This is a genomic window from Achromobacter aegrifaciens, assembly GCF_902859735.1.
Taxonomy (GTDB): Bacteria; Pseudomonadota; Gammaproteobacteria; order Burkholderiales; family Burkholderiaceae_B; genus Achromobacter; species Achromobacter aegrifaciens.
On sequence record NZ_CADIJY010000005.1, the window covers coordinates 156,691 to 169,303 of the forward strand.

Below are 12,613 nucleotides of genomic sequence, written 5' to 3' on the forward strand. Positions count from 1 at the left end.
ACCATGGCAAGCGCAATGGTGGGCTTCGCCGTGAATGTATTGACCCCGTCGTGACAACCTGCTCACGTCATAACCGGGGAAATGGACGCCGCCCCCACTAGGCGCTCCAGCGGGCCAGCCGCGTACCGAGCGGGCTAGGATGGCTGCCCCAGCCGCTCGCGCTGATAGCTACCGTCCTGCACGCGCCGACACCAATCCTGATTATCGAGATACCACCTGACGGTCTTGCGAATGCCGGTATCAAAAGTTTCGACGGGTTCCCAACCCAGACAACGTTGGATCTTGCCGGCGTCAATGGCATAGCGGCGGTCATGGCCAGGACGATCCGGCACAGGCGCAATCAGATCCCGATAGTGTTGGATCGATGATGCAGGATCGAGCGGGACGAGTTCCTGCAAAATATCGCAGAGCGCGCGCACCACTTCAATGTTCCGCTTTTCGTTGTGGCCGCCGATGTTGTAGGTCTCGCCAACGGCTCCTTCCGTGACCACCTTATAGAGCGCCCTCGCGTGGTCTTCGACATACAGCCAATCGCGTATCTGGTCACCCTTCCCGTAAATCGGCAGCAACCGTCCTTCCAGCGCGTTAAGAATCATCAGCGGGATGAGTTTTTCCGGAAAATGATAGGGTCCGTAGTTGTTTGAGCAGTTCGTAACTATTGTGGGCAGGCCGTAGGTCCGCATCCAGGCACGTACCAAGTGGTCGGAACTCGCCTTGCTGGCGGAATAGGGACTGCTGGGGCCATATGAGGAATTCTCGGTAAAAAGAATCTTCCCGGCGCCGTCGACCTCGTCAGGATGGGGCAGGTCGCCATAAACCTCATCAGTGGAAACATGATGGAAGCGAAACGCCTGCCGGCGTTCCTTGCTCAAGCCACTCAAATAGCCTCGCGCCGTCTCCAGCAACGTATAGGTCCCGACGACGTTTGTCTCGATAAAGGCTGCCGGACCATCAATGGAACGGTCGACATGACTCTCAGCCGCCAAATGCATGACCACATCAGGGCGGTGGGTGGCGAATACCCGCTCCAGCTCGACGCGGTTGCAGATGTCGACCCGTTCGAACGCATAGCGTTCCGAGGCAGAGATTTCACGCAAGCTATCAAGATTACCTGCGTAGGTCAGTTTGTCGACGTTTATGACATAGTCTTCCGTCTCATGAATGACATGCCGTATGACTGCCGAACCGATGAACCCCGCCCCGCCCGTGACTAAAATCCTCATGCCGACCTCACCCTCCCGGCGGCATGCGCGGCGGCGTCGGCCAGAATCCTGGCGATCTCCTCCTGCAGGTCGGCAGTCAGGCCGACCCACAGCGGCAGGCGCACCAGCCGTTCCGCTTGCCTGTTGGTAATCTCCAGCTCGCCTTGCGTACGACCATAACGCTTCCCGGCCGGAGAAGAATGCAGTGGCACATAGTGGAACACTGAATAGATGCTGTTCTTCTTCAGTTCGCTCAACACGGCCTGCCGATCAAGCTCAGGGGCCAGCAGCACATAGTACATATGCGCATTGTGGCCGCACTCGTCGGGCACAACAGGTCGTCGCAGCAGCCCCTTGGCTTCCAACGGCGCCATCAGGGCGTGATAGCGCTCCCAGATTTTCAGACGCTCTTGTGTGATTTGCGTGGCGTTCTCAAGCTGAGCCCATAGAAAAGCCGCTATGAGCTCACCAGGGAGGAATGAAGAACCGACTTCCTGCCACGTGTACTTGTCGATCTCGCCGCGAAAAAAGCGACTACGGTCAGTACCCTTCTCCCGAATGATCTCGGCGCGCAGCGCCAACGAGGGGTCATTCACTAGCAGCGCGCCGCCTTCCCCCGAGATCACGTTCTTGGTTTCATGAAAACTATAGGCCCCCATATCGCCGATGCTGCCCAAGGCATGGCCCTTGTAGGACGCCATCACGCCCTGCGCCGCATCCTCGAGGACCTTAAGGCCATGGCGCCTGGCAATGCCCATGACGGCGTCCATCTCGCAGGCCACGCCAGCATAATGAACCGGCACGATAGCCTTGGTGCGCGGGGTGATTGCGGATTCGATCAGGCGTTCATCAAGGTTCAGGGTATCTTCGCGGATATCGACAAATACCGGCACGCCCCCGCGCAGCACGAAAGCGTTCGCCGTCGACACAAAGGTGTAGGACGGCATGATGATTTCGTCGCCTGGCTCGATGTCCATCAACAAAGCCGCCATCTCCAGCGCGGCGGTACATGAATGGGTAAGCAGAGCTCTGTCGCAACCACTCTGCCGCTCCAACCACTCATGGCAACGTTTCGTGAAGGGCCCATCGCCGGCCAGCATGTTGCCCAGCTTGGCCTGGGTGATGTAGTCGAGCTCCTGACCGGTCAAGAACGGTCGATTGAATGGAATCTTCTGCGTCATTGCCTTTCCCTTTGAAGCCTGTGCCGCTCATCGGCCACGCCGCGCAGGTACTCGCTGTACTCGCACGCTGGCATGTTCGAAATCAACTCTTCAAACTGGTCGAGCGAAAGAAAGCCCCGCACCAATGCGGCCTCCTCCGGACAGCCGATCTTTATGCCCTGCCGCCGTTCGATAGCTTCGATGTACGAAGATGCCTCGTGCAGCGCGGTGCTGGTGCCGGCATCGAGCCACGCGAACCCACGGCTCAGGCGGCGCACCTGCAGTGTGCCGCGCCTCAGGTATTCGCGGTTGACGTCGGTTATCTCCAACTCGCCTCGCGCCGAAGGCTTGACCGACCTCGCAATTTCCAGCACGTCGTTGTCGTAGATATATACCCCGGGAACCGCGTAGTTACTTTTCGGCTTCGAAGGCTTTTCCTCTATCGAGATAGCCTTGCCGGTGCGATCGAACTCGACCACACCATAGCGCTCGGGGTCTTTGACATGATATGCAAAAATGGACGCGCCGCCCTTGAAGCCATGCACTGCGCGCGGGAAGTCGTCACCGCCCGAGAAGATATTGTCGCCGAGCATCAGGATCACGTCGTCCCCGCCTACAAAATCAGCCGCGATCAGAAATGCCTGCGCGATCCCTTCGGGGCGCGCTTGCTCACGATATTCGATCGTGACGCCCCATTGACGTCCGTCGTTCAGCAAGTTCTTGAACCTGCCCAGATCCTGCGGCGTCGAGATCAGGCAAAACTCCCTCACCCCTGACGCGATCAGCACCGTCAGCGGATAGTAGATCATCGGCTTGTCGAACACCGCCTGCAACTGTTTGCTCGACACCTGCGTCAGAGGATAAAGGCGAGATCCTGCACCGCCAGCCAGAATTATTGCTTTCATTTCGATATCCAAAGAAGCGCCCTGCAAGCAGATCACTGGTTGGCAGGGCGCATGCGTATGCCATGAAAATCATCTGCGCCGCAAAACCACCAATCTGGATCCGCCGATCGGCAAGCGCAGGCTCGCCTTGACCAGGACGAGCTCGATCCGCATCACGATCTCCAACAGCTTGTTCTGCAGCGGCCCCATTTCCAGCGCCTCGCTCGCCTGGTCTTTGCCGGACCGCCGAGCGGCCAGGCGGGACAGCAACATGAGAGGCAGCAGCAGCATGACGAACGAGGTGCTATGGACGATATCGAAGCCGGCCGCCTTCATCTTCGAATGCAGCTCCTGTGCCGAGTATCGCCGTTGATGGCATGCTGCCTCGTCCACCGAGCTCCATAACCATTGGTGCTGCGGCACGGTAATCAAGCAACAGCCACCCGGCCGGACCGCTCGATGGAGATTCTGCAGGACCAGTTCGTCCTCCGCGATATGCTCGATGACGTCGAACGCAGCGACGACGTCGAATTCTGCGTCATAAGGCAGCTTGCGCGCGTCCACCTGGATCAGCTCGGTGCGCGGCAACCGTTCCGCGGCGTATGCAAGACCCGAAACGTGAATCTCGCTGCCGACGGATCGTGCGTCAGGAAATTCCCGCGTAATGCCGGAAAGAACGAAGCCGGTACCGCAACCGACTTCCAACACGGATTCAAACCTTGGGTGGTACTTGCGCAAAGCCCAGAGCACTATCCGGTTACGCGCGCGGAACCAGAAATTGTTTTCCTCGACTTTGGCCAAAGCCGCAAAGCTGTGCTCGCGAAAGCCATCGTTCCGATGCGCAAGCTCGGGAGCCCAGGCCAAGAAACCATTGATCCGGGCCGGCTTGAATCCGCACTCGACGCATCCGCCTTCCGCATCCGTTTTCCTGGTACCACAGGCAGGGCAAATAATCATGACAGACCTCAGCGGGATCCGCTGGATTTAGGAAAGACGAAGTACCGGAACAGCACAAAGAGCAGGACGGCAACGCTAAAGATCGCCCCTATTTGCACCAGCTGATGAGGAAAACCCATTCGATCGACAAAAAAATACAACATGCCCACGTTTGCGCCATAACCGATTGCGTGGGCAAGCGCGTAGCGGATCACACCGCCTGCCGTGTGGCCTTTCGCCGCAAACGTGTACTTCGCATGTCCGAAGTACGCGGTCGCGGCGCCGATGGGATACATGAGAGTCACCGCTACTTTCGGCTCCAGCCACAGCCAGGTTATCAAGAGGTAAATCAGATAGCCACGCAGATTGTTCAGCAACCCCACCACGCCATAGCGAACCAGCTGCGAAAAAAGCGCCCTGCGCTCGGCACCCGTCATATATCCGATTCCGCCCGTCCGATATGGGTCAACCTAAGCATGCATTCAGGTACTCAGTTATCTCCTCGATCGAAGTGAGGCGATCCGCATCGTCATCTGAAATTTCAATTCCGTACTTTTCCTGCACGGCAAGCATCACGCTGAACATGTCTAGCGAATCGATGCCTTGGTCGGTCAGCTTCATATTCGTGCGCAGCTTTTCCGGGGATTCGACCACCTCGGCCTGTCGAATCGCTGCAATAATATCGTCATGCGTCACTTTCATTTTTTATTCCTTGCGTTGAATTACCGTACTGGCCCAGGACAGCCCCAATCCGAATCCACATAGCAACATGCGCTTGCTGGCAGGATCCTGCAGCAGCTCGCTTAACATGAGCGGGATGGATGAGGACACGGTGTTGCCATATGCGGCGGACATGAACGGAGCCTTGTCCCTACTCACTTTCAAGCGATCAGCGATGGTCTGCACAATGTAGCGGCTACCTTGATGCAAGACGTAACGGTCGATATCGTCCAGGGTCAGGCCGTTGAGGGTCACCGTTTCCCGAATATTCGCAGGCACTTGCTGCGCGGCGAAATTGAATACGGCGCGGCCGTTCATGAAAAGCACACCGTCGTTGCAGGCAAGCTTGTCCGCCTCGCTGCCCTGGGTTCCAAACGTGAATCGTCCGAGCGAATACCGGGCATCCTCCTCCAGCAGGGTAGCCGTGGCCGCGTCGCCAAAGATCAGGGCGGTGGCCTTGTCCTCCGGATCAACGATGCCCGAATAGGGATCGGCGGTCACCAGCACACCGCGCCTCAGTCCGTTGGCCTGCATGAAAGACGCCAGGACCGACAAGCCGTACACGTAACCGGAACATCCCAAGCCCAGATCGAAACAGGCACAGTGGGTGGCGAGCCCCGCCTTGCCGTGCAGTTCGGCGGATAGGTGAGGAATATTGCGGTCAGGATTCTGGGTAACGACTACCAGGGCGTCGATCTCCTGCGGCGCGATACCGCCATCGTGAAGCAGCCGCGACAGCGCCTCCGTTGCCATATCCAGGGCTCCGTGTCGCTCGGCCATGCGCGCAACCTGAGTGAAACCGATACGCTCGCTGACCTGCTCCGGCGTCGAGCCCAATGACTCGGCGCGCGCCAGGTTGTCGATTCGATCGGAGGGAATAAAAGTTGCTATCCTGCTTATCCCGATCATGACGCCGCCTTTGCGCTGAAATAGATTTCGCCCAATTTCTGCTGTCCCAATTCCACTCCCGCGCGCGTCAGTCGCGTGCCCAGGGCCTGCTTCAATGTTATGGTCACCCCGCTCAGGTCACTCACGCGCACTGGCCATGCTGGGCAGTCCAAGCGACAGAACACCCAATTGGTAGCTTCGGATTTTTCGAGCACGGCGAGATGCAAGGCCTTGTTCATCGAAACAAACACTTCGATCGGGCTGAAGCCAAAGTCATGTTGCGTCAGCCGAATGCTGCGAGCCGCGGGATCTATCTGGCAGCGGCTCACAATGGCCGACTCGTCGTAGGGCACACGCACATGCGGACTGCCTTCAACCTGCCTGATCCGCGCCTGCGTTACCTCGCCATCGGCTTCAAAACTGAGGATTGCGACGGAGTCGGCCGCGGGAGCCTTGTCGCGCAGCGCCTCGACGGTCATCTCCAGATTGGAGTTCGTCATTTCGTAAATTAGAAACTTCACGCCAGCCAGTTGTGGGTATCCAGCCTCTCGCAACAAGCGGGTCGCCTCGTCAAGAATGGTCGAACCCTGCACGTAGTTGCGCGTACCTTTGAGCACGAGTTTGAGTTTGCGATCGTTCATTAAACGGCACCCTTGATATATCGCGCCATATTGATGCGGTGATTGACTGCAAAATTGCCGGAAACCGTTGCGCCGGCGGGCACATCGGCCACCACCACCGCGCCCATCTTGATCTGTGCGCCCTCGCCGATCGTCAAGCCCTGGGCGATCGATGCCGAAGTGCCAACCCATACCCTATTCCCCAGGTGACTGCGGCCCGCGACTACGCTATTGCCGGAGACCACGCACTCATCGCCGACCTGGGCGCCGTGGCCGATATTGGTCATGATGCCGACCTGACCATGCTTGCCAATGCGCGTAAAGCGGCGGAAAAGCGATTTGGCAATGACAACTCCCGCCAAAATCTGGCAGCCATCGCCAACTTCCACCCCTCCGGCATGGCGGATCCGCATCAGGCTGCCATCCGGTCGGCGTATGGTCAGCAGCCCTTCAGCGCCGATCACGACGTTAGGTCCGATTTCGACATCATCGCCAATACGGCAATAATCCTCGATCACCGCGTGAGGCCCCACGACGACCCGATTGCCCAGCAAAGCTTTAGGCGAGATCACCGCCGAAGGGTGCAACAGGCAATCCTGGCCAATTCCGAAATCCATTTCCGGAAATATCTCACCGCTTGTCGTCAATCGCAGATAAAGGTCGAAAAACCAGCGCCGGGGGTCATCTGCCGCAATCACCGCAACGGCTGAATCCGTCAGTTCGCCAGTCAACTCGCGCGGACAAAGAATGGCTGAGACACAGGCGTTTTCCGCAGCCTTCTGCAAGTAATGCAGAGTCTGGCAATAGACCAGACTGCCCGCGATAGAGGTATCGACTTCGTCGAGTGTGGCGAAACTGCCGTCCCGAATGATTGCCTCAGCCGGAAAAAAATCGCTGATAGGCAGAGGGTGACCGCCGCGTTGATTGGCTTGCATTAGAGACGCTCTTCAAATACGGAAAACTGCTGGATGTTGCTCGATTCCTCCACCAGCCGGCCAAGATACTCACCCAGGATCCCGAGCGCCAAGAGGATATTGCCGGATAAAAATGAGACCAACACCGCCAGCGAAGCCCAACCGGGCAGCCCACCGCCTTCCATCATCAGCGCTCTCACCATTGTCCACACGGCATAAGCCATGCTCAACAGGCTAATGGTCAACCCCCAGCCCACCATGAAACGCAAAGGCATGTAGGAGTGGTTGATGATGAGATAGGAAAGGATCTTGACCAGCTTGCGCAGCGAATAGGAAGTAGGCTTGCCGTCGTCCCTGGGCGCGTGGCGGATGCCAACATTGCTAATGAGGAAAGGCGGTACCGATTTAAACAGCATCGCCGCAACGTGCGGGTGCGCGCCTTTGTACGAAACCAGTTTGCGCGCTACGTTCTGCGTCATGGCGCGAAAACTGGAAAGGCGCATATGTTTCGGTTTTCCGATTATCTTGCCGGCCAGGTATTGGTTGAGCCGGGAACCGATGTTGCGCCACCAGTGATGCTGCTTCTCGTTGCTATCGATCCTCCCGATTACCACGCTTTTTCCAGCATCAAGCTGTTCGACAAACAACGGCATATCCTCGGGATAGCATTGCAGATCATCGTCGATGGTAAAGACGTAAGCCTTGCTGGCATAGTGCAATCCGCACAAAGTGGCATGTTGCTGACCTTGGTTGCGCGCAAAGCGAATACATTTGACACGTGTGTCAGCCGCGCGCAGTTCGCCGGCAATCATCCAGGAATCGTCCTGGCTTGCATCGTCAACCAGAATCAATTCCCAATCTTCGGTCAAGATATCAAGCTGCGCTCGCATACGTTCGTAAAAGGTCCGCAGGCTGCCCGAACTACAAAAAACGGGCACCACGACACTGATCCCGGCGTTCACTGGTTGCAATCCGTCGCGAGCTTCCCGCCGTTCGGCACTCGTTTCTTGATACATCATTTTTCTCTATTGGCTCGACAGGACGTGGAATTTTCCTGCGGTTTCAAGGGCGCATACAGATACTGTTGGCGCTTTTCATTGAAGCTGCCTGCTCCTTCGGCGGTAAACCAGGTTCCTACCATTTTGTAGTCCTCAGGAAAGCGAAGGCCTTGCCCAAGCAGGAGGTCAATCGAAATTGCGCGAGGCCCGAGCGGCTCGGAAAGAACCCAGGCCGACCCGATTTTCGTGCAGTCCACGCGGTTCAACGCAATTGCGGCCCGCTTGAGGCTGCCTGGATACCCGCCGATGTTCCATGCCTGTCCCAGGCTTTCGCCACCCATCACGTACAGGATTCCCGGCGATTGTCCCGACAGGTCTATTACAGGCGTGCCGGGTTGCAACTTTGCATTTTTTGCCGCCGTCGCGGCGGCTTCCACGTAGGCCGCATACCCTGTCGACAACATGAGGGGCGATGGGCTCGAACCGAATTGCGAAGGCGTCTGGTTGGTCCTCAATGGGCCAGGCTGGCGATACGGCTGCTCCAGAGCTGTATGCAATAACACCGCCACCACCGCTTGCGCAACAAGCACGGCCGGCATTGCAATCGCCCAGGCGGGGCGCAGCCGGCTGGTCAACGTCATCAAACCGATACTGGCGAGCAACCAAAAAATTCCTGCCGAACTGCCACTAGCCCAGTAATTGTTGTTCGTGCCAAACGCGTAGACGTGTGGCATCACAACGAAGCAAGCAAGAAGCGCCAGGTCGGATAAAGTTATGGATTCCCATTCTTCGATTCTGCCAAAAGCGAAACTTACCGCCACGGCGGAGTATGCAACTCCTAAAACCAATAAGCTCTCGAAGGGACCAAGATCCGCGACCTGATGAATCGTGCCACTAACTAGCGTCGCAATCAGCAGAAAGCAAGCCAATAGTATTGGACTTGCCATTGCTAATCCCTTCTTGTTTTTGGCAATCACGCCCCATGTTGCAAGAAATGTCGCGAGCGCAGCACCAAAAGTGGCCGCTTCGGCTTTCTCGCCAAGCTGAAAATCGTCGATACGTAATATCTGCTCCCAGGTATGGCCGGCACCCAGGATTTGATTGGATTCGAGGCCCCATTCAAAACGTTGGACAAAGCCCGCTATGGACCCATCGATCAGCCACGCGCTTGCCAGAAAAAGCACGACAATAGTGGTTGTTCCAACCAGAACCAGACGCATAGTGAGCTTGCGCGAAATCAGCAGATAAATCGAGATAGTGGCGGCCAACGCCAACGCGGCGCTTGGCTTTGCCATGAAAGCTAGCCATCCGCCAATCCCAATCAAACCCGCCCCAGCAATACTCACCCGGGTTGCGGCCTTGTCCGAGAGAAGCAGGCCTATGCAAGCCAGCAGGAGCGCCTGCAACGTCAGACTGTTGTAGTTGGGCAAAAGCAGCCAGGTATCGAAAACCAGGAGTGCGCTGGTGGCTAGCCCCGCAGCGATCACTATCGGGACTGTCCTGGTACCGTCAGGCTGTTGTGCAAAACTCGTCAACGAGAGGTAAATCAACACCCAAGCAATAATAAATGTAATCAGAATATTGGCTTGTCGCAAAGCCGCGACATCACCTCCAAGCAGTATGTAGAGAGGATGATAAATAAAGCCAAACTGCGTTGTAGAAGAGTCGTAGTTGAAGGGATTGGAAATCCAAATTAGATAGAAACTCTCATCAGTAAATTCAATGCCATAGGCGCTGTATTTGAGAACCTGGGCCAGCACCAAGAGTGTCGCAATTGCGGAGAGTGCAGTAATTGCGTGCCACGAGACTGCAATAGCGGCACTTTGTTTGTTTTGACCCGTGGCCATGTGGCACCACTCGCTTAGCAGCTAAAAAATATTACAGTTTATTACTGATCCGGACGACCCCGTCAAGTCGGGCTTTACCCCCGGTAAAGCCGGACCCGTATGATCGCCAATCCTGGCTACACAGGCCAGCACATTAAGGTTACGTTTTGATTATCAGAGGCCGATCCCGAGCATGTCTACGCAGCGACGGAGTGCGAGGCAACGCGCTGGCGCAGCCTGTTCCATGGGTCGGACGTCCAGAGCAGCGGTTGAACGATGACGATCACCGATGCAGAAGGGGAGCGTGCCCTCAACGGGTCTCTGCATGCTGGCGCCGGCCGCAGCGAGCGCCCGTCTGGCAGCCCGCCTCTTGGCGTTTCGCCGCATTGGGTCCAAAATGAAATCTCAGCGTCATCACACGAGGAGACAGCCATGCGCATTGTAGATGCTCAGTGGATTCCTTCAACCCAGCACCAGACCTGGGATGCGTTGACTGATCCGGTTGTTCTTCAACGGTGCATACCTAATTGTGTCGAGGTCTCCCGCGTAAGTCCGACCGAATATGCCGTCAAGCTCCGCGCCAAGGTTGCCGGCATCGACACCGACTACGACGGCGAAATTCTGATGTCCGATGTCGACCCGCACAATAGCTGCACGCTGGTCTTCGAAGGCAAGGGCCGCGCTGCCTGCCTGGCCATCGGTACTGCACAGATCAACCTCAGCACCAAGGACCAAGGCACGCGGGTAGCCTATACCGTCGCCGGCATGACAGGCGGCAAGCTGGCCGAGTATGGCGAGAACCTGGTGCTGAAGGCCGGCGAGAAGATCATCGAGAAGTTCTTCGCCACCTTCATCGACTACATGGCCGCCCAGCCCCGCCTCGCGCCGCCGCCCCCTCCCCCCGAACCAGAGCCGCGCGGACTGTCCAATTCGCGTTGGTCTTGGATCATGGTGGTGCTGGTCATCGCGGTTTTCTGGGGTTATCACACCTTCTATAAGTGAAATCCCTGACGCGCGGGTGATATGCTCTGCGGCATGACGCCGCCGCCCGAATCACCGCCCCCAACCGCCCCCGCCCATACACGACGCGACCTGCTGATGGGCATGGCGGGGGTTTCGGCGACGGTAGTCCTGGCCGCGCTGGATTCCACCATTATCAGCACCACGCTGCCGCGCGTGGCCGAGGCGCTGAACGGCATGGCGCTGTACGCCTGGGTGGGAACGGGCTATCTGCTGGCCACCGCGGCGTCCATCCTGATTTTCGGGCGGCTGGGCGACATGTTTGGCCGCAAGCCCCTGATGTTGCTGTCGGTGCTGATCGTGGCACTGGGCTCTATCGCCTGTGGCCTGTCGCAAAGCATGATGCAGCTGATCATTTTCCGGTCGCTGCAAGGCATAGGCGGCGGGATGATGATCGCGACCGCATTCGCCGCGCCGGCTGACCTGTTCCCCGATGCCAAGCAGCGGGTGCGCTGGATGGCGCTGGTGTCAGCGGCGTTCGCCATGGCCAGCGGCATCGGCCCGGTTCTGGGCGGGGCCGCGACGCAGGCGCTGGGCTGGCGCGCGGCCTTCTTCATTGCGCCGATCGCGGCCGCGGGTGCGTTTTTCCTGCTGGCCCGCTACTTTCCCCGCATCCGCCCCATCCACGACGGCAGCCGCAAGATCGACTGGCTGGGCGCCATCCTGCTGGTGCTGGCGGTGGGCGCGCCGCTGGCCGCGCTGGAACTGGCGTTTGCCAGCGGCGACCATGCCCACCCCATGCTGGGATTGGCCCTCGCGGTGGTGGGTGTGGCGGCTATCGCCATCCTGATTCCCACGGAACGGCGCGTAAGCTCACCCATCTTTCCGCTGCGCGTGCTCGGCGGCGCGGAATCCCGCCTGCTGAACCTGGCGGCGATGATGGTGGGCGCGGTGATGTTCGTGCTGATCTTCTACAGCCCGCTGCTCTTGCAACAGGTACTGAACTACACCCCCAGCGAGGCTGGGCTGCTGCTCACGCCGCTGGTTGCCGCGATTTCGGTGGGCAGCATCATCAACGGCCGCCTGTTCCCCAAGCAGACCGAACCGCAGCGCCTGATGGTGTTCGGCGGCTGCCTGCTGGCAGCTGGTTCGCTGATGGTGCTGCTGATCTCGCCGGGGACCTCGGCCTGGTGGATCCTGGCCGCCTTCTTTGTCAACGGCTGTGCGCTGGGCTTCCTGCTTCCGAACCTGACTCTGTTCATGCAGATGCTGAGCGAGCGGCGCGACGTGGGCGTGGCCTCCGCCCTGGTCCAGACCACGCGCGCCATCGGCAGCGCGCTGGGGACTGCCGTGGTCGGCATCATCATTTCCCATAGCACAGTACTAAACGGAGTGCGCGCGGGTCTGGTGCTGTGTATCGTCCTGTCGCTGACCTGCGCCCTGCTGGCCTACCGGGTCAAGATGAAGAACCTGGCCACAAACCGCAAATGAGCCCCTCGCGGGAC

13 protein-coding genes are annotated in these 12,613 nt (G+C 58.2%); 2 read left to right on the forward strand and 11 right to left on the reverse strand.

Going from position 1 to position 12,613, the window contains the following annotated elements:
- Positions 1–134: 134 nt before the first annotated feature.
- From rfbB to HV766_RS16835, 11 genes are all read right to left on the reverse strand, one after another.
- A complete protein-coding gene (rfbB, locus tag HV766_RS16785) occupies positions 135–1,223 on the reverse strand; it encodes a dTDP-glucose 4,6-dehydratase (RefSeq protein ID WP_175181561.1) in 1,089 nt (362 codons plus the stop codon).
- Positions 1,220–2,383: a dTDP-4-amino-4,6-dideoxygalactose transaminase gene (rffA, locus tag HV766_RS16790; RefSeq protein ID WP_175181562.1), complete on the reverse strand. Its 1,164-nt coding sequence runs from the start codon at positions 2,381–2,383 to the stop codon at positions 1,220–1,222. Before rffA ends, rfbB begins: the two co-directional genes overlap by 4 nt.
- Positions 2,380–3,267: a glucose-1-phosphate thymidylyltransferase RfbA gene (gene rfbA / locus HV766_RS16795; protein WP_175181563.1), complete on the reverse strand. Its 888-nt coding sequence runs from the start codon at positions 3,265–3,267 to the stop codon at positions 2,380–2,382. Before rfbA ends, rffA begins: the two co-directional genes overlap by 4 nt.
- 69 nt (positions 3,268–3,336) lie before the next feature.
- Complete coding sequence (locus tag HV766_RS16800) at positions 3,337–4,203, reverse strand: class I SAM-dependent methyltransferase (RefSeq protein ID WP_175181564.1); 867 nt, start codon at positions 4,201–4,203, stop codon at positions 3,337–3,339.
- Positions 4,204–4,211: 8 nt separating this feature from the next.
- Positions 4,212–4,619: a GtrA family protein gene (locus HV766_RS16805; RefSeq protein ID WP_175181565.1), complete on the reverse strand. Its 408-nt coding sequence runs from the start codon at positions 4,617–4,619 to the stop codon at positions 4,212–4,214.
- Positions 4,620–4,647: 28 nt separating this feature from the next.
- The gene (locus tag HV766_RS16810) at positions 4,648–4,884 is read right to left on the reverse strand and encodes an acyl carrier protein (RefSeq protein WP_175181566.1); all 237 of its coding nucleotides are present in this window, start codon (positions 4,882–4,884) and stop codon (positions 4,648–4,650) included.
- 3 nt (positions 4,885–4,887) lie between these two features.
- On the reverse strand, positions 4,888–5,811 hold the full coding sequence (locus HV766_RS16815; protein WP_175181567.1) for a ketoacyl-ACP synthase III: 924 nt from the start codon (positions 5,809–5,811) through the stop codon (positions 4,888–4,890).
- A complete protein-coding gene (locus tag HV766_RS16820; protein ID WP_175181568.1) occupies positions 5,808–6,431 on the reverse strand; it encodes a hypothetical protein in 624 nt (207 codons plus the stop codon). Before HV766_RS16820 ends, HV766_RS16815 begins: the two co-directional genes overlap by 4 nt.
- Entirely contained in the window at positions 6,431–7,345 is a 915-nt protein-coding gene (locus tag HV766_RS16825; protein ID WP_175181569.1) for a DapH/DapD/GlmU-related protein, read from the reverse strand. The genes HV766_RS16820 and HV766_RS16825 overlap by 1 nt, the downstream gene beginning before the upstream one ends.
- Positions 7,345–8,343: a glycosyltransferase family 2 protein gene (locus HV766_RS16830; RefSeq protein ID WP_175181570.1), complete on the reverse strand. Its 999-nt coding sequence runs from the start codon at positions 8,341–8,343 to the stop codon at positions 7,345–7,347. Before HV766_RS16830 ends, HV766_RS16825 begins: the two co-directional genes overlap by 1 nt.
- Entirely contained in the window at positions 8,340–10,169 is a 1,830-nt protein-coding gene (locus HV766_RS16835) for a hypothetical protein (RefSeq protein WP_175181571.1), read from the reverse strand. Before HV766_RS16835 ends, HV766_RS16830 begins: the two co-directional genes overlap by 4 nt.
- Before the next feature lie 411 nt (positions 10,170–10,580).
- Here HV766_RS16835 and HV766_RS16840 point away from each other — a divergent pair, with 411 nt between their 5' ends.
- Together HV766_RS16840 and HV766_RS16845 are read left to right on the forward strand one after the other, a co-directional pair.
- Entirely contained in the window at positions 10,581–11,150 is a 570-nt protein-coding gene (locus HV766_RS16840; protein ID WP_175181664.1) for an SRPBCC family protein, read from the forward strand.
- Between the two features lie 96 nt (positions 11,151–11,246).
- Complete coding sequence (locus tag HV766_RS16845) at positions 11,247–12,599, forward strand: MFS transporter (protein WP_175181665.1); 1,353 nt, start codon at positions 11,247–11,249, stop codon at positions 12,597–12,599.
- Positions 12,600–12,613 lie beyond the last annotated feature (14 nt).

Excerpts from the sequence above, each read along its gene's own strand:
- rfbB (WP_175181561.1), bottom strand. The coding sequence starts at position 1,223 with ATGAGGATTTTAGTCACGGGCGGGGCGGGGTTCATCGGTTCGGCAGTC.
- HV766_RS16815 (WP_175181567.1), bottom strand. The coding sequence starts at position 5,811 with ATGATCGGGATAAGCAGGATAGCAACTTTTATTCCCTCCGATCGAATC.
- HV766_RS16805 (WP_175181565.1), bottom strand. The coding sequence starts at position 4,619 with ATGACGGGTGCCGAGCGCAGGGCGCTTTTTTCGCAGCTGGTTCGCTAT.
- HV766_RS16840 (WP_175181664.1), top strand. The coding sequence starts at position 10,581 with ATGCGCATTGTAGATGCTCAGTGGATTCCTTCAACCCAGCACCAGACC.
- HV766_RS16830 (WP_175181570.1), bottom strand. The coding sequence starts at position 8,343 with ATGATGTATCAAGAAACGAGTGCCGAACGGCGGGAAGCTCGCGACGGA.
- HV766_RS16835 (WP_175181571.1), bottom strand. The coding sequence starts at position 10,169 with ATGGCCACGGGTCAAAACAAACAAAGTGCCGCTATTGCAGTCTCGTGG.
- HV766_RS16825 (WP_175181569.1), bottom strand. The coding sequence starts at position 7,345 with ATGCAAGCCAATCAACGCGGCGGTCACCCTCTGCCTATCAGCGATTTT.
- rfbA (WP_175181563.1), bottom strand. The coding sequence starts at position 3,267 with ATGAAAGCAATAATTCTGGCTGGCGGTGCAGGATCTCGCCTTTATCCT.
- HV766_RS16800 (WP_175181564.1), bottom strand. The coding sequence starts at position 4,203 with ATGATTATTTGCCCTGCCTGTGGTACCAGGAAAACGGATGCGGAAGGC.
- HV766_RS16845 (WP_175181665.1), top strand. The coding sequence starts at position 11,247 with ATGGGCATGGCGGGGGTTTCGGCGACGGTAGTCCTGGCCGCGCTGGAT.
- HV766_RS16820 (WP_175181568.1), bottom strand. The coding sequence starts at position 6,431 with ATGAACGATCGCAAACTCAAACTCGTGCTCAAAGGTACGCGCAACTAC.
- HV766_RS16810 (WP_175181566.1), bottom strand. The coding sequence starts at position 4,884 with ATGAAAGTGACGCATGACGATATTATTGCAGCGATTCGACAGGCCGAG.
- rffA (WP_175181562.1), bottom strand. The coding sequence starts at position 2,383 with ATGACGCAGAAGATTCCATTCAATCGACCGTTCTTGACCGGTCAGGAG.